Raw genomic sequence first — 24,199 nt, 5'->3', positions numbered from 1 at the left:
GTCCCAGGCGGACTCGAACCACCACTGACAGAACCAAAAACTGTAGTGCTACCATTACACCATAGGACAAAACTATAAGTGAATTCAAGTCGAATTCGGCTGCGAAGGTAATAGTTTTTTTAGCTACTACCAAATTTTTTTGCGATTACTTCACACTTAATAGGTAATAATTTTTCTTACCACGCTGTACCAATAAGTACTTATTATCAATGAGATCATCGGTAGAAATGATGCGGTCGAAGGTCTCAAGTTTTTCTTTATTTAAGCTGACGCCACCACCTTTAACGAGCTTTCTCATTTCACTTTTGCTGGGGAAGATATCCATTCCGTCTTGATTGAAGAGGTCAATAGCTGGCAATCCCAACTGGTTATGGTCGATTTCATAATGGGGTACGTCCTTAAAGACATCGTTGAGGGTGGCTTCATCGAGCTGTTCAAGGCTCTCTTTTGTTGCTTTTCCAAAGAGAATATTGCTGGCAGCAATAGCCATTTCAAGGTCTTCTTTGGAATGAACCATAGTGGTTACTTCCTCAGCTAAACGCTTTTGCAGCACTCTTCTACCTGGATCTTGTGCATGTTCTGCTATTAAAGCTTCAATTGTTTCTTTGTCAAGATCGGTAAATATCTTGATATAACGTTCAGCATCACTATCACTAACGTTGAGCCAGAATTGATAAAAAGCATATGGAGTGGTGCGGTTTCTGTCCAACCAAATGTTGCCTTGCTCGGTCTTTCCAAACTTTTTACCATCAGCTTTGGTGATTAATGGGCAGGTAAGGCAATAAGCTTCGGCATCATTTCCTAAGGTTCTGCGGATAAGTTCGGTACCCGTTGTCATATTACCCCACTGGTCATTACCTCCCAATTGCAGCCTAACTCCGTAGTGTTGGTACTGATAAAGGAAGTCATATCCCTGTAAAAGTTGGTAGGTAAATTCAGTGAATGATAAGCCATCTCGTGCCTCTCCATTGAGTCGTTTCTGCACAGAATCTTTCGCCATCATATAGTTAACAGTGATGTGTTTGCCCACTTCCCGAGCGAAATCAAGGAAAGAAAAGTCCTTCATCCAGTCGTAATTATTGACCATTTCAGCCTTATTGGGTTCTTCACTATCAAAGGAAAGAAACTTCGATACCTGCTTTTTTATGGCTTCTTGATTATGATAAAGGGTTGTAGAATCGAGCAAATTACGTTCCTGATTTTTACCAGATGGGTCGCCAATCATGCCTGTTGCACCACCAATAAGCAAATAAGGTTTGTGACCACAACGCTGCAAATGGCGTAGCATCATGATGCCACAAAGGTGTCCAATGTGTAGTGAATCGGCGGTAGGATCGGTGCCTAAATAAGCTGAAACCCTATTCTTTTGTAGGTATTCTTCTGTGCCTGGCATGATTTGTGCAAGCATTCCACGCCATTTTAACTCTTCAACAAAATTCTTAATCATAGTGTTTTATTTCTTTATAGTGTGGCAAATCGCCGATGGTTGATGCCACATGGGTTATGTTTCTATTATTTATTTACAGTAAATATGGATTAAGGAACGGGGTCATATCCGCTTCCTCCCCAAGGATTACATCTGAGAATTCGCCATATAGCCAATGCCAATCCTTTGAAAGGACCATGTTTAAGCAGTGCTTGTCGGGCGTATTCAGAACACGATGGTGTAAATCTACACGATGGAGGTGTGAGGGGTGAGATGCAATATTGGTAGAAAAGGATGGGTAGAAGCAATATTTTTACCAACATTTGTATGATAAAGTGAGTAACTATTCGAATGACTTTCATAGCTTTTCACTTATTCGTTGTAACAAATTTATTACTTTATCCTCTACTTCTTTCGTAGGATGTAATGCATTATCGAGCCAAATAAAGGCCATAAAGACACTTTTATTATCAGGTATTTTCGCTGTAAGTAGATGACGATTGCAGCGGTAAGCTTCTCTCATTTGTCGTTTCACTCGGTTGCGTTTTACAGCTCTTTTGAAACATCTTTTGGGTACACTCATCAGCACTTGTACCTTTGGAAGTCCCTCATCCTCATCCTCTTTCATTTCAAAGCGATAGACCACACGAATTGGGTAGGCCGACATGGCGTGGCTTTCTCTACCATTAAAGAGCTTATCAATGATTTTTTTGCTACAGATTCGCTCTTGTTTTGGGAAACTGTTCGAGGGCTTTTCCACCATCGTCAATTCCTTTTTAGATGGTTTTAGGATTGATTATCAAGATAACTTTTCAATGCGGCAGTCATCGAGGGATGCTCTTTTGAGGGGGCAACCAAATCAATTCTCAAGCCTTGCGCTTCTACTTCTTTGGCTGTTGCGGGGCCAAACGCAGCAATTTTAACATCACCTTGTTTAAAATCGGGGAAGTTTTGTTTGAGTGCTTTTACGCCTGTTGGGCTAAAAAACACCACCATATCATAATCAAATTTCTTTTTTTCAGCCGCTGAAAAATCATTGCTTACGGTGCTATACATCACGCATTCATCGTGTTTCAGCTTCTTTGCATCGAGTAAATTCTTAATATCATCATTATGAACACTGCTTTGTGGTACCAAATAGCGTTCTTGTTTATGTTTTTGCATCAGAGGAATCAAGCCCTCAATCTTTCCACTTGTGCCAAAGAATACTTTACGTTTGCGATATTGAACATATTTTTGAATGTATAAAGCGATGGTCTCTATCAAACAAAAATATTTCATATCCTCAGGAATTGTAATGCGCATTTCCTTTGCAAGTTTGAAATAATTGTCAATAGCATGGCGTGAAGTGAAGACAACAGCCGTATAGTTTAAGAGATTAATCTTTTGCTGTTTGAATTCTTTAGTAGTGATACCTTCAACCTTAAAGAATGGGCGAAACACCATTTCTATGTTATGTTCTTTTGCGATATCATAATAAGGTGACTTATCGCTGGCGGGCTTTGGTTGAGAAACCAGTATCTTTTTAATCATCGATGTCCTAAAAATTTATTTTCAAAAAACTACTTATCATCACCAAAAATCCCCATAATCCTATGAGAGGCATGGTTTCAAGGGCACAAAAGTACAAAATATTTTGCAGAAAATTACCATTCTGTTTGAAAAAGATGAGGTAGCCCTTGTAGAATGAGAGCAATTTAGCCAATGCGACAATGGATAGTGTATAGAATATGGCATATTCTAATTGGAAATCAAAGTAAGTTACCAATAGAATAGCAGGATAAATAAAGAGTCCTTCAACCGATGTGAGAACGAGATAGGATTTCAGCCATTGTTCATTTTTTTTCTTATCAAAAAAGGTTGCATTCACCATGCTATAAAGTGGTATTTTGATAATAAAATAAGCAAAAATAAGAGCTGTAAAACATCCGATGACTTGATATTGTTCGATGATAAAGGTGTCGCTTATGGTTGCCTTTGTATAGAGAAAGAAGATTAGAGCCAGCTGTAAACTCGTTTGGAGCATCAGGAAAAATTGTAAACGCAGTTCGCTTGCCGTCTCCGATATTTCAGTTGTTCCTGCGCGTTGAATATGAAAAAAGTTTTTAATTTGTCGTTTTATAAAGCCCTTTGAGCGTGTGAATGCAATGGTTCCAAGCATAAAACAACCGATTAAAATGCTTGTTACCACATTGTCACCTGCAAGCGTATAAGGCACAGGGTCACCCGCAAAGCCAATTCTTCCACCTGGTTGTTCGGGGTGGAAAAGTGGGGATTGTGAGAAAAATGACTCCTTATAGTATTTCGGAAGTGTCACATCTCGCCAACTCTTCCCAGGCGATTGGCCAGGAAGATGTAGGGTATCGGGGCGGCTACTCCATGTAATTTCCGAAGGTTTAATTTGTGCCTGAATAGCAGAATCTTGCTGTTCGGGAGTTGCATCCTTCGACAATTTGCTCAAAACCTGTGCAGGTGTCAAAGGTTGTTGTGCCTTGATTACCTGTTGAAGTTCATTATTATTGACTTCGTTTCTTGCAATGGAGTCCTCTATTTGCCTCATTTTTATGATAGGAGGGGGTAGATACTTTAATTCATCTACCCCCACGCTCATGATGAATTACAATTTAAATTCTCTCTTGATTTGGTCTACCAGGTCGAGCTTTTCCCAAGTAAACAATTCCACATCGAGCGTCTTTGTTTCGTGATAACGACTGGTGAAAGTTTTCTTTACCACTTTGTTTTCGCGCCCCATGTGGCCGTATGCTGCCGTCTCTACATACATCGGTTGGCGCAATTTCAGGTTGCGTTCGATGGCTTTTGGGGTGAGATTGAACATCGATTTAATCTTGTTGGCAATCTCACCATCTGTCATATTGACGTGACTTCTGCCGTAGGTGTTGACATAAACACTCACAGGTTGCGCCTCGCCAATGGCATAAGCCAGTTGCAAAAGCATCTCATCGGCCACACCAGCTGCTACCATATTCTTGGCAATGTGGCGTGCAGCGTAGGCTGCAGAGCGGTCGACTTTCGATGGATCTTTACCCGAAAAGGCACCACCACCATGTGCACCTTTGCCGCCATAGGTATCAACAATAATCTTTCTTCCTGTCAAACCCGTGTCGCCATGAGGCCCACCAATGACAAATTTTCCTGTCGGATTCACATGATAGACGATGTCATCGTTGAAGAGTCGCAGCACCTTTTCGCTGAGTTTAGCCTTTGTTCGTGGAATGAGCGTGTTGATGACGTCGGCTTTTATCTGTGCCAACATCGCTTCATCATCCTTTGAAAATTCATCATGTTGGGTGCTAATCACGATGTCGGTGATGCGAACGGGTTCGTTGTTGTCGTTGTATTCAATCGTCACCTGGCTCTTACTGTCGGGGCGCAGATAGGTCATTTGCCGGCCTTCTTTGCGAATTTCAGCCAAGGTGCTCATCAAAACATGTGCCAATTCTAATGAAACAGGCATATAGTTGTCTGTCTCATTGGACGCATATCCGAACATCATTCCTTGGTCGCCGGCACCTTGTTGCTCGTCTTCTTCACGGCTAACACCACGGTTGATATCGTCGCTTTGCTCGTGAATGGCGGTGAGAATGCCACATGAATTGCCATCAAACTGATATTCAGCCTTTGTATATCCAATCTTTTTGATGGTTTCTCGGGCTATTGTTTGCAGGTCAATATACTCTTTTGAACGCACCTCTCCCATGATAATCACTTGCCCAGTGGTGCAGAAAGTCTCTACCGCACAATGGGCATTTGCATCATAAGCCAGGAACTGGTCTAAGATAGCGTCTGAGATTTGGTCAGAAACTTTGTCGGGATGTCCTTCGGAAACCGACTCGGATGAAAATAAATAACTCATTTTTCCATTACTTTTTAAACGTGGAAAAACGCTTGTTAACCGTAAAATCTAAAGGGGGATTTTGCAGTTTTAGCATTTTTTTATGTGGTTGCAAGCAGCCAAATTTTTCCACAAATATTATACATATCTTATTATTATAAGTGCAAAGTTACGAACAAATTCCTACATGCCCAAATATTTAACTTTTGTTTCTTGGGCGATAGAACGATGAAACTTGAGGTGCGGTAGCCATTTTTTAGTGGGTGGTTGAGCAGTTAGTTACATTTTTATTTTGTAAAGATTGTATACTAAAAAGAGGGCTATCGAAAAAGATTGAAATAGAAAGGAAAACGCTAAAAAACAACTGTTTTTTAGGGTTTTGTGTGGGTTTGTTTTGCTATTTCTATTGTATGATGATGCAAAAGCTATCATATTACAGCCTAAACGCTATTGTTTTTCGCGGCAAAAAAGATGGATTTTGAGGCTTTTTTGCACTAAAAATGTAGGCATATAAACTCATTTTGGCCTATTTTTGAGAAAGAAACTTCTGATAAAAGCAGGCATTATGCTTAACAACTTGATTATAAGAGGTTTATTAAAAGGCTCTGTTTTTGGCGTAAATGCAATGAAAGGTTTTAAAGTTTTAAATGGAGAAGTTATGAAGAGGTGTTTGTAAAAGAATATCATAACGATAAAAATGAGATGCGAAAAAAGGAAAAATAAAAAGCGAAAGAAAGCTTGTTGTTTTTAAAATAAATGGTATCTTTGTTGCAAATCAACCTAAGCAAAGTGATGAATTACACGAGGTTAACAGCAGCAGAAGCTGCAGCATTGATTCAACACGATGACGCTTTGGCCTTATCGGGTTTCACTCCGAATGGTGTTCCTAAAGCTGTTTTTCGTGAGTTGTCGAAACGTTGCCAAGCCGAACATTGTGCAGGGCATCCGTTTCAGGTAGGAATCATCACCGGAGCCTCTACTGGTCAGAGCGTAGAGGGCGACATGGCGCGCTGCAATGGCATCAAGTTTCGGACGCCTTTTTCCACTAATAAGGACTTTAGAGAGCACACCAATGCCGGCGAAATTGATTTTGAAGACATGCACTTGGGCCATGTTGCCGAGCGTTTGCGGCGCGGCTTCTATGGCAAAATCGATTGGGCTATTATCGAAGTGAGTGGCTATATGCAGGCCGGAAGCACCTGTCGGGCCTATTTAACGAGTGCGGGTGGCGTGGTGCCCACGATTGTTCGTTTGGCCAAGCATGTGATTTTGGAGCTCAACACCTTTCATAGTCCGCAGTCGGGGCTGCTGCATGATGTCTATGAACCGGCGCGTTGCCCCCATCGTTTGCCCATTATGATTAATCATGTGGGCGACAGAATCGGCAAAGAGTTTGTTGAAATCGACTGCAATAAGATTGTGGGTGTGGTGGAATGTTGCATTCCCGAGGAGGCCAGATGCTTTAAACCCGTTGATGAGGTGACGCAGCAAATGGGGCATCATGTGGCCGATTTCTTGGTTTCTGACCTTAAACGGGGGTTGCTTCCCAAGGAGTTTCTGCCCGTTCAGAGTGGTGTAGGCGTCATCAGCAATGCTGTTTTGGAGGCTTTAGGCCATCATCCGGCCATTCCAAACTTTTCGGTTTATACCGAAGTGGTACAGGATGCGGTCATCAAACACATGAAAAACGGCAAGATTATCGATGCCAGTTGTTCGTCGTTGACAGTGACTAACGAGACGCTTCAGGATATTTATGCCAACATGGATTATTTCTATCGTCACGTAGTTATTCGTCCAAGTGAAATCAGTAATTCGCCCGAAGTAATCCGAAGGCTTGGCGTTATTGCCATGAACACGGCTATGGAGTGTGACATTTATGGGCATGAGAACTCCAGTCACGTGTGTGGTAGTCAGTTAATGAATGGCATTGGCGGGTCGTGTGACTATGAACGGAATGGCTATTTGAGCATTTTCACGATGCCAAGTACGATGAAAGGTGGCCGAGTGAGCACCATTGTGCCCATGTGTAGCCATGTTGATTCCACCGAACATGATGTGGATGCCATCGTAACCGAGCAGGGTGTGGCCGACCTTCGCTGTAAAGGTCCGTTGCGAAGAGCACAGGAAATTATCGAAAATTGTGCGCATCCCGACTATCGTCCGTTGTTAAGAGACTATTTAAAGATTGCCGGTAGAGGGCACGAGCCCCATTGTTTAGCTGCGGCTTTCGCCTTTCATCAAGCCTATTTGGAAAAAGGTGACATGCGCTTGGCTTCATTTTAAAGGGGAAGATGGCCTGGAATGGATTACCAAATAGTGCTGAAGAGGGGTTATTTTGTGTGTTGCTTTCTTATAAATTTTAAAATAAAAATGGAAATTGATAGCTTATTAAACAGAATTTTGTCCATAGAACATGGCTTTCAGCATATCATTGAAGGTGCTAATGAGATTATTTCTACATACTCAAAGGAGCGATGTGCAGAGCTTGCTGGTGAGCTTTTTGAGCACAATGCCTACCAAATTCGAATGTTGGCAACAACAATATGGGGTAGATTGGCAACGGAAGATGACGACGCACTTTGCTTTCTGAAGGAGCGAATAAGCACTGATGAGCATTGGCGAGTGCAGGAAATGCTTGCAAAGGCTTTTGATGAAGTTTGCAAATACAGAGGCTATGAAGCATCGTTGCCACTTATAAAAGAATGGCTAAATGATGACAATCCGAATGTTATTCGTGCGGTAACAGAAGGATTACGGATTTGGACAAGTCGCCCATTCTTCAAAGAAAATCCATCAATTGCCATTGCATTAATCAGTCAACACAAAGCACACGAAAGTGAATATCTAAGGAAGTCTGTAGGAAACGCGTTGAAAGATATCAGCAAAAAGCATCGTGAATTGATACAGACTGAAGTGCAACAATGGGATTTATCCCATCCGAGGGTTCTGTTTACCTACAAACTTGCAACGAAGTTGTTGAAATAAAGATTGCGATTGGCAACTATTCTGCATTGAACATATCCATCACTTTCTCCACGATAGGTGCCATATCGTAGTATTGATATTCAGCTAAACGGCCACCGAAGAGTGTGTTTGGCTCGGCATCGGCCAGCTGTTTATATTGTAGATAGAGCGAGTTATTGCGCTCATCATTCACAGGATAATAAGGTTCCATGCCGAGTTTCCACTCTGTTGAATACTCTTTAGAGATGATGGTACATGGATTTTTATCAACTGCTTCGCCGAAAGTTTCAAAGTGTTTATGCTCAATGATGCGTGTATAGGGCACTGTTCGATCCGTATAATTCACCACAGCACAACCTTGATAATTGCTTTTTGGTAGACATTCTTCTTCAAATTTCACGGTGCGATATTGCAAATAGCCCAACCGATAATTGAAATATTCATCGATTTTCCCTGTGAATACTTTCGTTTTAGCAAGCCCATCTAATGCCTGTCGATGCTCAAAATAGTTGGTTTCTGTGCGCACTTCCACATCTTTCAATAACTGATTGATAAGCTGATTGTAGCCACCTTTCGGAATACCTTGATAGGCATCGTTGAAGTAATTATTGTCATACACCAAGCGAACGGGTAGACGACGAATGATGAAAGCAGGCAAATCGGTGCATTTTCTTCCCCATTGTTTCTCCGTATAGCCCTTAATCAGCTTCTCATAGATGTCCTTTCCGATGAGCAATAAGGCTTGTTCTTCCAAGTTTCTGGGTGAATCTATCCCCATTTCCCGCATGTGTAGCAACGCCTCTTTTCGTTGTTCGTTAAGCCTTTGCATTGCTTCTTCCGGCGTTTTCACACCCCACATCTGATGGAAAGTGTTCATGTTGAAAGGCAGATTGTAGAGTTCTCCTTGGTAATTGGCTATGGGGCTGTTGGTATAGCGATTGAATTCGACCAAGGAATTGACAAACTTCCACACCCGTTGACTATTGGTATGAAAGATGTGTGCACCATATTTGTGTACGTTTATCCCCTCTACCTTTTCGCAATAGAGGTTTCCTCCGCAATGTTTTCGGGCTTCAATCACCAAACATCGCTTTCCTTTTTGATGAGCAAAATAAGCAAAAGTAGCACCGAAAAGACCTGAACCAACAATCAAATAATCATACATCGTTAAAATAAGAATAAGAAAAGTGGGATAAAATACAGTGTATAAACCTACGCATCAAAGAGCTGTGTGAGTTGTTTTCCTGCCACATCGAACGTAAAATTCTTGCTATATTCGGCTCTTCCTGCAGCAATTTGCTGTTGCAATGCCGTGTTTGTGAGTGCTTCGTGCATTGTTTTTGCAAGCGTTTCTGCATCATTTTCGGGCACCAACAAGCCCGCTTTCCCATTGTTAAGAATTTCTTTTGGTCCTGTAGGACAATCGGTTGCCACAATCATCTTGTCTAAAAGCAAGGCTTCAATCATTGTGGTTGGCAACCCTTCGAAGTGAGAACTTTGCACGAAAAGGCTGCATCGCTTGGTCCAAGGCAGCGGGTTGGACATGAAACCTAAGAAGAAAACATGGTCGGCCACGTGGCATTCGTGTGCCGTTTGCTGCAGTTGTGCCAATGAAACACCTTTCCCTATGATATAAAGTTCTTCGTTGTGATCATGACTTTTGCGCAGCAACGCATAAGCCTTGATGAGTGTTGTCACGTCTTTTTGCCTTTCTTCTAAGCGCGTTACACTAAGAATAAAAGGCTTTTCAATGCGGCAATCGTCCACTTTTTGATGGGCAGCATCGAAAAGATGCTGTGTGTTGATGCTGTTATAAATCATGCGAAGTTTGTCTTTTTGTTGTGGAAAGAACAGGCAGGCCTCATCAAACATGGCCTTTGAAATCGTTACTAAGTAATCATAACAAGCAGCTCTTTTTTGTAGTTTCGCCATCTCCGTGGGGTCATTTTGTTGGTTGATGGTGAGCGAATAATGATAAAAAACAATCTTTTTTGCCGGGATATGCGTCATGAAAGAACCGAAAGCATGGTTGAAGTCAATGATAACTTCATTCTGTTTGGCCAGTTTTTGGATGGCACTTCGCAGGATAAAGCGTCGGATAGGATTAAGTATGAACTCGTCTAACAGCTTGATAGGCCGTATCAAATGGGCCGTATAGCGTTTTAACAGTAACGGGTTGGATAGCAAATGCACCACTTTTACATCATCGGGAATGCGCGAAAGAAACATCTCTTTCTGCTGCATGTTGTAACCAATGACTAAAGTAAGGTTGTATAAACCCGTGTTAGAGAGGTTACGAAGATATTCGATTAAGACGGTTTCTGTGCCACCATCTAAGAAAAGGCTGATGAGAAATGCTATATTTTTCTTTTGCATTGGAGTGGAATTTATGGTTGTTATAACGAAGGTTGCCTCTGCATGGGTGGCAACCCTATTTCTTTTGAATCATCTCATGCATTGTTTCTCCTAAGAAAAGTGCATGTAATTGGTGATCAATATGGTTGAGATTGAAGACCTTTTTATGCTCTTTTACTGCAGAAAGTAGCTGCTTTTGCAAGTCGTTGTCGAGCAGAAGCTGATGAATGGCTGCAGCAAAGGCTGGTGCATTGCCTACAGGAGTGAGCAAACCGCAACGCCCATGGTCTAAGATTTCGCTTGGTCCCGTTGGGCAATCGGTTGCCACAATGAGCTTATCGAGGAGTAGTGCTTCAATAAGCACTGTGGGGAGGCCCTCGAATTTGGCACTATGCACAAATATTTTACAATGCAAAATCCATGGAAGGGGGTTGGCCTGAAATCCCAAGAACACCACCTTATCGGCCACTTGCAGTGTTTTTGCAAGCTGTTTGAGCTGTGTTTCATCTTTTCCTTTACCAATAATATAGAGCCCTTCGCTGATATGATGTTCATGAACCAATAAACTATAAGCACGAATGAGCGTTGAGAGGTCTTTTTGTGACTCCTCTAAACGTTCGACAGCTAATAGGTAGGGTTGGTGAATGAGTGGGCTATCAATGGGTTCCTTGGCATATTTTGCAAGGAGTTGCTCATCTTTTGCATTGTAAAGGAGTATGAATTTTTCTTTGAATTGTGGAAACATTTCTCGTCCTTCTTCACACATCGCTTTTGAGATGGTCACAACTTTATCGTATGCGGTAAGTCCTTTTCGGATGCGATTCATGCGCTTCGGGTTATTTTTGAGCACTTCATTGAAGCTAAAATGGAAGAAAGCTATCTTGCGTTTTCGGATGTGATGGAGAAAAGCGTAAGCACAACAATCAAAGTCAATGATGACATCTGTCTGTTGCGATAGCTTGCAAATGCCTCTTTGTGTGGCAAGTCTTCTCAGGGGAACACATAGTGTTTCGTCGATACTTTTTGCAAAAAAGGAGGCTTTTTTTTCAATGCGTTGGCGGGCAATTCGAGTAAGAAAGGGACTTTGATTGAAGTAGATCACCTTAACACACGGACTTAATTTTGGGCGATAGACCTCTAAATCACCATAGCAAATGGCTATTCCTAAGGTGACATCGTAGTGTAGATGGTCGGCCAAATGGTTGACATATTCCAAGAGAACCGTGTCAATGCCACCATCTAAAAAGCGGGATAGGAGGAAAAGCAGTCGCAAAGGCCGCTCGTCTGACTTCGTTTCTTTAGACTGAAAAGACTGCATCTATTTGTTCTTTTGCGTTAAGTTTTCAGTATCTATCCATTCTATTTTCGGATGGAAAAATATTCCATCCCACAAACCTCGTGTGAGTTCGTGTAGCAGGGCATGCTCTTCATCTTGCGGGAGATGGCGCTTTTTAATCAAACGTCGCTGCAAACGAATTTTGTTGAGCTGTGAAAAAAAGAACACAATGGGGTTTTTATGATTCCTATAGATGAATGTTCCATTGCGCTCTTCGTAGTATAATTTCCAAGCGTGTTGCGCTGTGATATTTTCTAAAGCAGGCGTATAGTTCTCGGTTGTTGCATGAAGAACAACACTTTCTTCGGCATAAATACCTACAAAACCATGGGAGAACATGCGGTAGGAATACTCATAATCATCGCACCAAATAAAGAATTCACGATAGGGGAGTCCGATTTTAAATGGCATATCACCGCGGATGAGCATAGAAACGAACGATCCATTACGAATGATTTTGTGCTGCATTTCATTTGGGAAGGATGTATTTTCGGGCAATTCTTGATGGCCAAAAACAATCTTGTTCATCAGGTGTTGCGAACCATCTTTCCATACTACTTTACTATTAATGAATCCCACTTGTGGTTGATGCGTATAGGGAAGCATCTTTTCTAAAGCGTCATCGTGAGGGATGGTGTCATCATCCATAAGCCAAATCCAATCGGCTTGTAGGGCAGCAGCAGCTTTTAAGCCTTCAAAAAAGCCACCCGCTCCCCCTGTGTTTCGTGTTGTCCGAATCACATGAATGCCTTCTACAGTTTGCAAAAACTCAGCAGTACCATCTGTAGAACAATTATCGATAATAACAATATGCGTGGGTTTGTGTGTTTGTTTCTTTAGAGCTTCTATATTCTGCTTTAGTAAAACTAAGCGATTATAGGTGACAACGACAGTAACAATATTCATGTTATGCAAAGATGATTTAATTGATAGCCATCAGAAATGGGGTTTCTCAGCCCATATCATGATAGATGTTTAATTGCAACAAAGGTAATTTTTTTTTGTGATGTCCGCAAATATATAGGTGAAAAAGGGGATAATGGTGGTATTTAATAGTGGCAACGTGTTTTCTTAAAACGTGAGATTAGTGTGAAGTGTAATGGTTATTAACTGGTATTTGATAAGCTTTATCGGGCGCATGACTGCCCTTTTTCTATAAACAGCATGTCAATGTAGTTTTTGGGTTATGGGTATGTTTAGAATGAAGTGCCACAGATAGGGTTGTTTTTTTCTATCCGTGGCACTTCAAATGGTTTAAAAGAGGTAGACAACGAGCTTCATTCCGATGTTTCGTCCCATATTAAAGATGCCTTTATGGGGATTGGATGGATCGGTTTCTAAATACTTTAAGCGGCTCAAATGATTTTGATAGGCGCGGTTAAAGATGTTGTTTGCCGTGAGATAAAGGCTGGCTCTGCGGTGTCCATTTGTGCGGAAATCCGTTCCGGCCGCGAGATTTAGCACCGTGTAAGAGGGCGTTTCTGTCTCGGTGTTGCCGGCAGCATAGATGTGGTTCTGACGCAAATTACATTCCAATGAGGCAGAGACGAAGGTGTTGTTCAAAGTGCGTCCGTCGCGAATGAGGTCGTAACGCAGTTCTGAAGTCCAGCGCGGTGCGGGTGTCCAAGGCAGATATTTTGAGGCTTTGGGCTGGTGAAGCTGCACGCTGTTGACATAGGAGAACGCATTTTGGAAATGCAATCGCTCTACAGGATGCAAGTCAACACTGGCCTCTCCGCCTAAAAGTCGTGCGTTGCCCTGCGTGTATTGATAGGTTTCATGGCCACTTGTGATGACACCATTGAGCTTATGATCGAAGATATAATTGTCGATGCGGTTGGCAAAAAGCGACAACTGTGCAGCGATGATTGGCGAGTTATAATCCCAACCGAGGTCGAACTGCCAACTGTGTTCGGGCTTCAAATCGGCATTACCCAGCATGTAACGTTGCGTACCTTCGTGTACACCATTGGCCGAAAGCTCGCTGATGTTGGGCGCACGGAAGCCTCTTGCCACGTTGAGACGCACGTTCATTTGTGGTGTCAGCGCATAGACTGCCCCGACACTTCCTGAGAAACTGCCAAAATTGCGACTGATTTTTGCAAAGGTTCCGACCTCTTCGTAGCCGTGCATGTGGCGGTTATCGAAGCGCAAACCACCGCTCAATGTCCATTGATTGAGGTGATAAGAAGTGGTGGCAAACACGCCTATATCAAAGAGTTGATAGTTGGGAATGAGCATTTCTTCACCTCGATTCTTGTTGCGTTGGTACATGCCATTCACCCCAAATGCATGTTTCCATCCGTTGTTTTCGGCCAACATGTAGCGCAAATCATAGTTCATGGTGTGCAGTTGCATGTCAAGTTCGGCCTCGTGGGCATCGTCTTCGAACTCCTGTCTGCGGTTTTGTTGGTAGCCTAAGAGGCCATGTAGCGTGCCATTGCCCAAGTAAACCGAGTTGTCAAGCACAGCTTTATAGTGGTGAATGCGTTGAAACGGCAGCGCTACGCCATAGCTATGTTCGTGGCTTCGCTCGCCTTCTGCCATGCCGGGTGTGAGGTTATAATAGCCTAATTGCAAATGGCTGAAGCCCCATTGTTTGTTCAATCCCATCATCATGTTGGCGGCATGCTCGCGGAATTGCGACCCCACAATATAGTCATCGTATTTGTTTTTATAGGCATGTGCCAATTTCTGTGACCATCGTCCGTCCCAAACAAAGTCTTTTTGGTGGCCACTAAAGTTAGCCGAATAGCCGAGAAGTCCATTGTTGGTTTGATATTCCCCGCTGACATTGGCCTGCATTTTGTCACGACCTAACACCGGATCGCCATGGAAAATCACGACACCTGCCATCGCATCGGAGCCGTACATGAGCGACGCTGGACCTTTTAATACTTCAATAGATGAGATGCTTTGTGGGTCGATTTCTATGCCATGCTCATCGCCCCACTGATTACCTTCCTGACGAATACCATCGTTTACCACGACAACACGGTTGAAACCTAAGCCGCGGATGACAGGTTTTGAGATGCCACCGCCAGTAGTTATCTGTGACAATCCTGGCTCATGGCTCAGTGCATCGATGATGTTGGTTGAGAGGTTGGTGCGTAATTGTTGGGTGGTGACTACCGAAATGGGGGTTGGAGAGTCTTTCATGAGCGACTTTCCCGTGAGTCCTGTCACCACAACTTCGTTGAGTTGAGCGTTGGACTCCTTCATGACGAAGTTCTTTTCAGATGTTGTCGACAGGTCGATTTTTTGGATAATGGTTTGGTGTCCCAAATAGCTCACTTGGATAGTGATAGTCTTTTGGGGTAGATTTTGCAAGCTATAAGTTCCGTTGATGTCGGTTGTTGTGCCCTCAGACAGTTCGGGTATGAAAATAGTTACGCCAACAAGGGCACTATTATCAACGGCATCGGTAACCTTTCCCGATAGGGATGCCGCATTTTTTGCAGGCATCGCAGTTGCGCATATTGTGGTGAACATGCACAAGAATAAATATAAAAATTTCTTCATGTTGTAAAAAATTAAATACGAGAAACAGCGCACATGCACGGGCATCTGCGCAAAAAGGGTTTACGAATTTTGATTTACAACAGGGTGGGTGGGCCTCGATTGAGGAAAGGGTGAGTGAAGAATGTGTTGTAAAAGGATTGCCAATGAACGGCAGAAGCATGAATATCAGTGTAGATAGGAGCCACTTCGGTTGTTATTCCACCAACAAATGGTGAAGAAAGAAATTGGCAAAGCACACAATGATCAAAGTTTTGATGCAGTCCAATGAAGTGGCTATGATGCTGCACATGATGCTGACAAGCATAACATTCGGGCGTGCTTTCTGCTGCTTCTTGGTGTACATGAATCATGGAACACAGCAATATGGGCAGGAATACCGCGAGCAGTATTCTTGCGTATGCGTAGATTTTATGATTCATAACCTTCATCTTGTGCAAAGGTAGCTATTCATTTTGCGTCGAGTGTAGAGTGCGGTATTAAAAAAGATTAATCCAAAAAGGAGAGGAGTGTTGTGAAAACTTTGCAGGAAAGAGGGTTAAGACACGAAAAAAGAGCGACTCGAAAGTCGCTCTTCTCAATAAATGTTTTACAAAGAAACCTTACATTTTAGGTAACATCACCACTGTAACTTTGTTTCCGTTAGTTAGGAATTCTTTCATAAAGTTAGTGATGTTCTGTGGTGTTTGTGCCTCAACCAATTTCTTATAATTGGTATAAGTATCGATACCCAATTTGTAATCGTCGTAGATTGTGCTACTCCAGAAGATGTTAGTTTTTGCGCGATCATCGGCTTGTTTGAGCATAACGGCCTTCACTTTGGCTAACATTTCAGCATCGCAAGCAGTGCTTAGCTTGTTGGCTTCTTCGGTCATAATCTTTAATGCGATATCCTTTTTCTCGGGTTTCATGGGACATGCACCTACCATCTGGTAAACCTTGTAGCCGTCATCAGCTATACTTGCACCTGCATAAGCACTGCAAGAGTATGCCGCACTGGCGTCTTCGCGAATCTTTTTCAGATAGATCATGGCTAAAACTTGTCCTGCCATGTCCATTTGAATGCTCTTTTCAAGGGTGTAAGGAATGTTTTCGTTGTGCCAAATCATGTAAGCACTGGCCTTAGGCGTTTCCATTTTGCGCTCGAAAATATTCTGCACTTGTCCTGTAACAGGCTTTTTAATGCGTTTAGATGGAAGGTTTATACCCTTCGAAGGCAATGCACCTAAGTACTGACAGATAAGTGGACGAATGGTAGCCTCATCGTAATTGCCGATGATAATGAACTCCCAACCATTGGCATTGGCCGTGCGTTCTTTGGCCATTTGCAGGATGCGGTCGTAGTTAATATCCTTCAAATCAGATGAAAGCAATGGTTTGAGGCGTGGATTGTGACCATAAAGGGTTGCCGTAAGCGTATCGCTTAATGCTGTTTCTGGTGAGAGTCCGCGGTTTTTCAGCATTACTTCCATTTGCTTGAGCAAGCTGTTGTAGGTGTCGTTATCTTTCTTTATATTGGTGAAGTAGAGGTAAACTAACTGCAACATCGTTTCAACATCCTTTGGTGTTGCGTTACCATCTACTCTCATATAGCGTTCGCCCATGAGCAAACCAGCATTAGCCATCTTGCCAGCCAAGGCTTTTTGTAACTCAGTATTTGAGAAATTGCCCAATCCACTCACGTCAATCACATTGTCAAAGACGGTGAAATTGGCAAAATCTTTTAAGCCATAACTGCTACTTCCTGCACCTCCATGTCCTGAAAGAAGCACTTGATCTTTCTTGTAATCAGTCTTCTTGAGCATGACTTTCACACCGTTTGACAACTCAATAATTTTATATCCAAAGCGTTTGCTGGCTGTTTCTTTCTTAATTTTTCCAGCCTTTGGCAACTTGGTTATCAAGGGTTCATTCTTCACATTATCCACATAAGCCTCGATTTTGGCTGTCTTTGCAGCCTTCACTGCGTCTAAGAGCTGTGCTTTTGTGGGATAAACGTTACCTTCTTTCTCGTTGTTGAAGTTGATGATAACCATGTTACTATCGTTAGCAGGCAGCAACTCTTTCATCAAACCATTAACAGCTTCCAATGGAATCATGGGCACAAGCTGCTTCATAGTGGTGTAGAGGTAGTCGATACTTGGGATGGGTTCGTTGCTCAAGAAGTTACCCAAATATTCGCCATAGAACGTTGCATTGTAGCGTTTGTCTTTGTTACTATATGCTTTATCGAGTGAGCTGAGATAGTTTTCTTTAAAACGTTGGTATTCGGTTGGGGTGAAACCAAACTCTGCTGCACGCCTTGCTTCAATCAAAGCCGCTTTCAAAGCCGGAGCTGTTTGTGCCATATCTTTTGGCGAAGCATTGATGGTGAAGGCATCTTTTGTTTTGGCAAAGATATAATTTCCATCTTCAGCATTCGCATAAATGTAAGGGCAATCGGCCTTTTGTACCGCTTCACTATATCGGTTGTTGAGCATGCTTAGGGCTGCATCCTTGATGTAACCATAGACCAAATACTGCATGGTATTTTTCAAAGAATCGGGGAATACATCATGCTTCACGCTCAACGATACACTGGAAGTTTGTTCCTCTTTATCTTTATCAATAATAACAATGGGCTCAGCATTGTCGGGTACAAGCTCATCTACAATGGGAGCTTCGTTCACTGGGTTCTTGATGTTGCCGAAAAGCTTTTTGATTTGCGCCTCAACTTGGTCCACATCGACATTGCCTACGATAATCAATCCCTGATGATTGGGGTGATACCACTTGTGATAATAGTCGACAAGTTCTTGGCGTTTGAAGTTGTCTACCACACTCATCAAGCCAATAGGGTAGCGTAAACCATATTTACTGCCAGGATAGAGCGCGGGAAGATTGCGTTCAAACATGCGGCTTGAGGCGCTGGTGCGCAGGCGCCATTCTTCATGAATCACGCCACGTTCTTTCTCAATCTCATCTTGTTCGAGGCTTAGTCCAGTCGACCAATCACGCAAAATAATCAAACAAGTGTCAATGGCTCCTGGTTTATTAGTTGGCACATTGTTGATGTTGTACACCGTTTGGTCGATGCTTGTGTAAGCATTTAAGTCGGCACCAAACTCAATTCCATTAGCACGACACCACTCAATGAGGTTGTTTCCTTTGAAATGGTCAGAGCCATTGAAGGCCATGTGCTCTAAGAAGTGAGCCAGACCACGCTGGCTTTCTTCCTCTTGAATAGAGCCTACTTTCTGTGCAATGTAGAAGTTTGCACGATTTTCAGGCCAGTTGTTGTGGCGGATGTAATAGGTAAGGCCGTTAGGTAACTTACCTATTCTCACCTCTTTGTCTACAGGAATAGACATCTCCATTTGCGCTTGGGCACCTATACCCACGAGCAATAGAGCGGCAAGCATTAAATTTTTAATTTTCATGAATAATTGTTTATGTAATACTTAAAATAAGATTTTCGTTGTGTTGATGGGGCATTGCATACCCAGTATGGCGCATGTTCCACGCGATGAGGCTGTTAAAAAACGTAGCATTTGCTCCTTCTTGGTTGCAAAGATACGATAAAAGGTGGCAGAACGTATGTTTTCTTGCGATTTTCTGTAACCTCAATTGCTCCTTAAGCCATTTATTTCCTATTTTACGAGGTTGTATTGGTGTTTCGGAGTGGGTCGAGGATTTAAAAAGGAAGCAATTATTTTGCATTTTGGGTGGTTTGCTTTACCTTTGTAAAAATTTTAATAAAATGGAAAAGGAAACGAAGGATTTAGAACAGATTCAGCTCCCCGAGAACGCTTTTCGTGAGCTGAAGGCGGGTGAAGACTATGAGCCCGTGATGAAAGCCAACAGGGTTTATCCCGAGGTTAATGTGTGGTCGGTGACGTGGGGCATCCTCATGGCCGTACTTTTTTCGGCTGCTGCTGCCTATTTAGGACTGAAAGTGGGGCAGGTTTTCGAAGCAGCTATCCCCATAGCCATCATTGCTGTGGGCGCATCGACGGCTGCAAAGCGCAAGAATGCGTTGGGCGAAAACGTCATTATTCAAAGCATTGGCGCTTGTAGTGGTGCCGTAGTGGCGGGCGCTATCTTCACACTTCCGGCGCTTTATATACTGCAAGCCAAATATCCTGAAATCACAACGTCGTTCTTTAAGATATTCTTAGCTTCGGCTTTAGGCGGTGTTTTGGGCATACTTTTTCTCATTCCGTTCCGCAAATATTTTGTGAAAGACATGCACGGAAAGTATCCTTTTCCCGAAGCAACAGCCACAACGCAGGTGTTGGTGAGCGGAGCTAAGGGTGGCGGACAGGCCAAACCGTTGCTCATTGCCGGCCTGATTGGTGGCCTGTATGATTTCATTGTGGCGACGTTGGGCTGGTGGAATGAAAACGTAACGAGCCGCATGCTGGGCTGGGGCGTTGCATTAGCCGACAAAGCTAAGGTGGTGTTCAAGGTCAATACGGGCGCAGCCGTGCTGGGTTTGGGCTACATTGTCGGCTTGAAATATGCGCTCTACATTTGTTTTGGCAGCCTGTTTGTGTGGTGGATTGTCGTGCCGGGCATGTCGTTACTCTATCATGACACGGTGCTTAATCTGTGGAATCCAGCAATTGTGCAGAGCGTAGGGCAGATGAGTGCCGAAGAGATTTTCAAGAATTATGCGCGCAGCATCGGCATCGGTGGCATTGCTATGGCAGGCATTATCGGCATCATTCGCAGTTGGGGCATCATTCGTGATGCCGTGGGATTGGCCGGACGCGAACTCAAAGGCGGTGCGAATGCCACGCAACAAGTGGAGCGTACGCAGCAAGATATTAGCTTTAAAATCATCGCTATCGGCACCATCGCCGTGTTGTTGGCCACCTTTATCTTCTTTTTGACGGGCATCATGCAAGGCAATCTGCTCTTTGCCGTGGTGGGAATTCTGCTGGTTGCAGTCATCGCTTTCCTCTTTACCACCGTCGCAGCCAACGCCATTGCCATCGTAGGTAGCAATCCTGTGTCGGGCATGACGCTGATGACGCTCATCTTTGCCAGTGTCATCATGGTGGCTGTTGGGCTGAAAGGCGCTGGAGGCATGGTGGCTTCGCTGATGATGGGCGGTGTGGTTTGCACGGCATTGAGCATGGCCGGCAGCTTCATCACCGATTTAAAGATAGGCTATTGGCTCGGCACCACACCACGAAAGCAAGAGACTTGGAAGTTTTTGGGCACCCTTGTGAGCGCCGCAACGGTGGGCGGTGTGATGATGTTGCTCAATCAAACCTATGGATTTGCTTCGGGAAACCTCGCCGCTCCGCAAGCCAATGCCATGGCAGCCGTAATCGATCCGCTCATGAACGGCGTGGGAGCGCCCTGGGTGCTCTATGGCATCGGTGCGCTGTTGGCCATCATTCTCACGCTATTTAAGGTGCCCGCGCTGGCCTTTGCATTGGGTATGTTCATCCCATTAGAACTCAATGTACCCCTCGTTGTCGGCGGTTTCATCAACTGGTTTGTCACCACACGCTCGAAGGATGCGCAGGTAAACGAGGCGCGAGGCGAGCGCGGAACGCTCATAGCCAGCGGCTTTATTGCCGGCGGTGCGTTGATGGGTGTCGTGAGTGCACTGCTGAAATTTGGCGGCGTGGAGTGGTCGATTGCCGGGAGTTGGTGGCAAAATCCCCTGAGCGAGCTTTGTGCTTTGGCGGCCTACCTTTGTTTAATTGGTTTCTTTATCCGACTGACGAAGAAGTCGTTCTAAGCCAACAACGCAACGATGCTAAAGGCGGATGCTCCACAAAGCGTCCGCCTTTATCGTCTCTGCCAATGAGCTTGGCGTGCAGTTCCTTTTCGGATGGCCAGCAATATGCACGAGATTGCGCACTAATTGCGAGGTAAGATAATATCTAAAATACAACTTATTGAAAATAAAGAAGTTACCTTGCCGGCTTAACTGAACAGGTAACGATTTAGAAACGAGTGAGCTACTTGGCTTCGCTGTTTTCTGCCTAACAAAGAACGCTTGTTATTCTGTCTGCAAAGATAATATTTTGTTACCGAATAACAAGCGTTTTGGATGAAATATACCTATAATTTTTATCTTTCTATCAACTATATGAGATTATAGAATCTGTTACAAATTGAAATTAGAAACAGATCGTTTTACCATAAAAGCGAAAAAATAAATATTTTTTAATTTTTGGCGCCATAATTGCTATTTTGCTTTTAGATATGCTGTTATTGCACCGTAGCGGAATCGGGAGGACACCGTAAGCAAAACTATCAACTAAAAATTATTGATATGAGAAAAGAAATTCATGTCGTTTCTAATCCAGACGGAGGGTGGGACGCAAAGCGACCAAATGCAGACAGAGCCTCAAAACACTTTGAAACAAAGAAGGAGGCAATGGACTGGGGACGTAATCTTGCCAAGAAAGAAGGAGCAGAACTTATTCCTCATGGAAAGGATGGTAAGATTCAGAATCCTAATAGTTATGGTAATGACTCTTGCCCTCCAAAAGACACGAAACATTAACGTCATCTAAGAAGACAGGGAGTGTCAAATTGGCACTCCCTACTAGTTTATCACCATGAAACAAAAGAGCCTACCAACTGCATCATAGTCTTCGTCCTCTCTTTTTCTTGTTAGTTTGGAATCTGAGCTTGCGTTGCCATGCTGCTTCTGCATAATCTTCGCTATGTGCTGCTGGGGTTATCATTCCGCCCAGTCCCTCCACCAAATCATCGGCTGTGCTAATGGCTGTATCTGCCACTTCTCTTACAGTCTGTGAGATTTGTGGAGAATCCTTAGTTGGTTGTGGACTGTATGAACGGCTTGGGGGTACGAGCTGATAGCCTGAATCCTTAGTATCTGTATGCTCTGCCGAATTATGTATTTCTTGAGCAGGTGCATTGGTCTCGACTTTCTGACTTGCCTCGAAATTCTTCTGCAAGGAACGATAACCAAACTCCCTGCCGATTTCCGAAGCCTTGAACGTATATTCTCCGTATGAGAACTTTAAGCCATAAACCTTGCCCTGTTTATTTTTCATGCGTTCTATGGATACTCCTTGATTTTTCAGCTCATAGAGGAACATAGAGTGTCCCGTGATGCCTGTACCTTTGTACTTATCAAGCAAGGCATAGCAAATCTTCTGCACCTGCTGCTTCGTCTGCTCTCTCATTGGACTGGCTTTTGTCTTTTGATATTTCTTCTTCGCCTTGACCTCCTTTGCGATAGTCAAGCCTTTCTCCCTGCTTATTTCCTCCGCCACTTTTGCTGCCTTGTTGCTCACAAAGGTGGTATCATAGACTTCTCCGTACAAACTGATGCGGTTGGCAATGATGTGAATGTGTCTGTTGTCGGTGTCCTTGTGCGTTACTGCTACCCATTGGTGGTTGTCAAGTCCTATTCGTTTGGCAAACAAATGGGTTATTCCTATAAGCTCGGACACGGGCAGTTTTTTCTCGTCCTGCGGTGCGATGCCGATTTCGATACGGAGAAACTTGTTCCTGCAACGGCTGTTATAGTCGCTGACCACTTTCATTTCCTCATAGATAGTCTTTGGATCCCTGCTGCAAAGGTTCTGGAAAGCGAGCCGACTACCGATTTTGCCCTCTCTGAAAATATAGTCTAAAGCCGTGCTGCCGTGCGCTATCGCCTTACATCTTCCTATCATTTCTTGTTAGATTTAAGACCTTATATACCTCATCGTCCACACGAAAATGGGGGTTGTAAAATCGCTTAAATGCCTCTTTGGCACATAGCGAAAGGTTCTGTGTAATATGTACCCATCTCTCATCTTTTACTTTGATGAGGTTAGAAATCTGCCCATAGAACCTTCCTGTATGCTGAAGTATGGCAATGCCTTCCCTTTCATTTTCGGTCATCTTGGGGACGGCTGCCACCTCTCCATTTAGGAGTATCTCACGGCAGTAATCAGAGAACTTACGCCCCGCACTTTCCACCTTTGATTTGATACGTTGCTTTTCCTCTGAAGTGCATCTTACCTTGATGAACTCTGTCTTGTTCATCTTCTGCTCTTCCTTATTCTGTTGCTGCCATTTGGCAGTCTTTCTATTATATCTGTTCATATAAGCTTCTTTGAAAGTTAATCATTATAGATGATTCATTGTCTCTTAATTCTTGAATACTGACCGATGAGAACGGAGTGATTACGGTCTAATCTCCCCGATAGTCTAACGAGGGGAGCTGGGCGCAGTTTGTGGGTACAAACTGACGTCTTGCAATGCCAGATAACGAAACGTTGACGTACAAAGCGTTTTGCTACCGAAAAGTGAATGCCGTGCATTCCGTGTTTAACTGCGTTCGTGGTGTTCCCATCATTCAGTATGTTTGACCAATTTCTGTTGCTATGTTCTCTAAAAAAGGGTTGAGGGTTTTGAGTGGAAAGGTTGTCCCATTTCAAGAAAACCCTCACCCTTTTCCTGTGGCTCACAACCTTCTCCATTTCTCTATGTCTTCTCCATATTCATCCAGATGCTGACGAACGATGTTCTCAACAAAGCTTGAAAGGTTGCTGCCCCTGTCGCCTAATCTACGCACAATAAAGTCGGCACGTTCCTGTGTTTCCCTGCTCAGATAGACAGCCTTACGGTTGTTTAACTTGGTCGGCACAAGATAGGCTTGCTTGTAGGCTTCGAGTGTTTTCTTTCTCATCTTGGCACTGATACGTCTTGGAACAGTTGCACTCTCAGTGTTCCGTGCAGGCTCGGAGTGCATGGTATTCTCTGTGTCCTGCTTGTTTGT

The 24,199-nt window shown here is 43.5% G+C and carries 20 protein-coding genes and 1 tRNA gene; 4 read left to right on the top strand and 17 right to left on the bottom strand.

The genetic code is table 11. The annotated features are described in order from the left end of the window. The 7 genes from X919_RS0108885 to metK all read right to left on the bottom strand — a co-directional run bounded on the left by X919_RS0108885 (position 1) and on the right by metK (position 5,300). Positions 1 to 68 (bottom strand) — tRNA-Gln (locus tag X919_RS0108885). Positions 69 to 145: 77 nt separating this feature from the next. Further along, positions 146 to 1,447: a tyrosine--tRNA ligase gene (gene tyrS, locus X919_RS0108880; RefSeq protein WP_028899806.1), complete on the bottom strand. Its 1,302-nt coding sequence runs from the start codon at positions 1,445 to 1,447 to the stop codon at positions 146 to 148. A gap of 89 nt (positions 1,448 to 1,536) precedes the next feature. Beyond that, positions 1,537 to 1,788 carry a membrane protein insertion efficiency factor YidD gene (yidD, locus tag X919_RS16180; RefSeq protein WP_081759452.1) on the bottom strand — a complete coding sequence of 84 codons (252 nt, stop codon included), beginning with the start codon at positions 1,786 to 1,788 and terminating at the stop codon, positions 1,537 to 1,539. Next, a complete protein-coding gene (locus tag X919_RS0108875; protein WP_028899805.1) occupies positions 1,785 to 2,189 on the bottom strand; it encodes a ribonuclease P protein component in 405 nt (134 codons plus the stop codon). Before X919_RS0108875 ends, yidD begins: the two co-directional genes overlap by 4 nt. Before the next feature lie 23 nt (positions 2,190 to 2,212). Next, entirely contained in the window at positions 2,213 to 2,959 is a 747-nt protein-coding gene (locus X919_RS0108870; RefSeq protein WP_028899804.1) for a uroporphyrinogen-III synthase, read from the bottom strand. 7 nt (positions 2,960 to 2,966) lie between these two features. Then, positions 2,967 to 3,986, bottom strand: coding sequence for a DUF4271 domain-containing protein (locus tag X919_RS0108865; protein WP_028899803.1), 1,020 nt, complete (start codon positions 3,984 to 3,986; stop codon positions 2,967 to 2,969). A gap of 57 nt (positions 3,987 to 4,043) precedes the next feature. Next, complete coding sequence (gene metK / locus X919_RS0108860) at positions 4,044 to 5,300, bottom strand: methionine adenosyltransferase (protein ID WP_028899802.1); 1,257 nt, start codon at positions 5,298 to 5,300, stop codon at positions 4,044 to 4,046. A gap of 771 nt (positions 5,301 to 6,071) precedes the next feature. Between metK and X919_RS0108850 the strand changes: the two genes are divergently transcribed. Beyond that, positions 6,072 to 7,562: an acetyl-CoA hydrolase/transferase C-terminal domain-containing protein gene (locus X919_RS0108850; protein ID WP_028899801.1), complete on the top strand. Its 1,491-nt coding sequence runs from the start codon at positions 6,072 to 6,074 to the stop codon at positions 7,560 to 7,562. Positions 7,563 to 7,649: 87 nt separating this feature from the next. After that, positions 7,650 to 8,264, top strand: a complete 615-nt coding sequence (locus X919_RS0108845) for a DNA alkylation repair protein (protein WP_028899800.1) — start codon at positions 7,650 to 7,652, stop codon at positions 8,262 to 8,264. A 16-nt stretch (positions 8,265 to 8,280) separates the two neighbouring features. On the opposite strand, the gene glf is transcribed toward X919_RS0108845, so the two are convergent. From glf to X919_RS0108810, 7 genes are all read right to left on the bottom strand, one after another. Next, entirely contained in the window at positions 8,281 to 9,408 is a 1,128-nt protein-coding gene (glf, locus tag X919_RS0108840; protein WP_036917749.1) for a UDP-galactopyranose mutase, read from the bottom strand. A 47-nt stretch (positions 9,409 to 9,455) separates the two neighbouring features. Further along, positions 9,456 to 10,619, bottom strand: coding sequence for a glycosyltransferase (locus X919_RS0108835; protein ID WP_028899798.1), 1,164 nt, complete (start codon positions 10,617 to 10,619; stop codon positions 9,456 to 9,458). Between the two features lie 55 nt (positions 10,620 to 10,674). Beyond that, the gene (locus X919_RS0108830) at positions 10,675 to 11,916 is read right to left on the bottom strand and encodes a glycosyltransferase (RefSeq protein WP_028899797.1); all 1,242 of its coding nucleotides are present in this window, start codon (positions 11,914 to 11,916) and stop codon (positions 10,675 to 10,677) included. Beyond that, positions 11,917 to 12,840 carry a glycosyltransferase family 2 protein gene (locus tag X919_RS0108825; protein WP_028899796.1) on the bottom strand — a complete coding sequence of 308 codons (924 nt, stop codon included), beginning with the start codon at positions 12,838 to 12,840 and terminating at the stop codon, positions 11,917 to 11,919. Between the two features lie 348 nt (positions 12,841 to 13,188). Then, on the bottom strand, positions 13,189 to 15,456 hold the full coding sequence (locus X919_RS0108820) for a TonB-dependent receptor (RefSeq protein ID WP_028899795.1): 2,268 nt from the start codon (positions 15,454 to 15,456) through the stop codon (positions 13,189 to 13,191). Between the two features lie 74 nt (positions 15,457 to 15,530). Continuing rightward, positions 15,531 to 15,875: a DUF2946 family protein gene (locus tag X919_RS16620; RefSeq protein ID WP_155949705.1), complete on the bottom strand. Its 345-nt coding sequence runs from the start codon at positions 15,873 to 15,875 to the stop codon at positions 15,531 to 15,533. 180 nt (positions 15,876 to 16,055) lie between these two features. Beyond that, positions 16,056 to 18,872, bottom strand: a complete 2,817-nt coding sequence (locus X919_RS0108810) for a M16 family metallopeptidase (protein WP_028899794.1) — start codon at positions 18,870 to 18,872, stop codon at positions 16,056 to 16,058. A gap of 320 nt (positions 18,873 to 19,192) precedes the next feature. On the opposite strand from X919_RS0108810, the gene X919_RS0108800 reads away from it, so the two are divergent. Both X919_RS0108800 and X919_RS0108795 read left to right on the top strand, forming a co-directional pair. Beyond that, positions 19,193 to 21,190, top strand: a complete 1,998-nt coding sequence (locus tag X919_RS0108800) for an OPT family oligopeptide transporter (RefSeq protein WP_028899792.1) — start codon at positions 19,193 to 19,195, stop codon at positions 21,188 to 21,190. Between the two features lie 540 nt (positions 21,191 to 21,730). After that, positions 21,731 to 21,964: a DUF2188 domain-containing protein gene (locus X919_RS0108795; RefSeq protein WP_028899791.1), complete on the top strand. Its 234-nt coding sequence runs from the start codon at positions 21,731 to 21,733 to the stop codon at positions 21,962 to 21,964. 82 nt (positions 21,965 to 22,046) lie between these two features. Here the strand turns inward: X919_RS0108795 and X919_RS0108790 are convergent, their stop codons facing one another. From X919_RS0108790 to X919_RS0108780, 3 genes are all read right to left on the bottom strand, one after another. Beyond that, positions 22,047 to 23,108 (bottom strand): relaxase/mobilization nuclease domain-containing protein, encoded by a 1,062-nt coding sequence (locus X919_RS0108790; protein ID WP_028899790.1) that lies wholly within the window; start codon positions 23,106 to 23,108, stop codon positions 22,047 to 22,049. Then, positions 23,092 to 23,523, bottom strand: a complete 432-nt coding sequence (locus X919_RS0108785; RefSeq protein ID WP_028899789.1) for a plasmid mobilization protein — start codon at positions 23,521 to 23,523, stop codon at positions 23,092 to 23,094. Before X919_RS0108785 ends, X919_RS0108790 begins: the two co-directional genes overlap by 17 nt. Positions 23,524 to 23,884: 361 nt before the next feature. Next, positions 23,885 to 24,199, bottom strand: a 315-nt coding sequence (locus X919_RS0108780; protein WP_028899788.1) for a DUF3408 domain-containing protein, incomplete at its 5' end; no start/stop codon positions are given.

Source organism: Prevotella sp. HJM029 (assembly GCF_000599605.1).
Lineage (GTDB): Bacteria > Bacteroidota > Bacteroidia > Bacteroidales > Bacteroidaceae > Prevotella.
The sequence above is the reverse complement of the archived record's forward strand: the minus strand, read 5'-3'. Positions and strand labels throughout refer to the sequence as shown.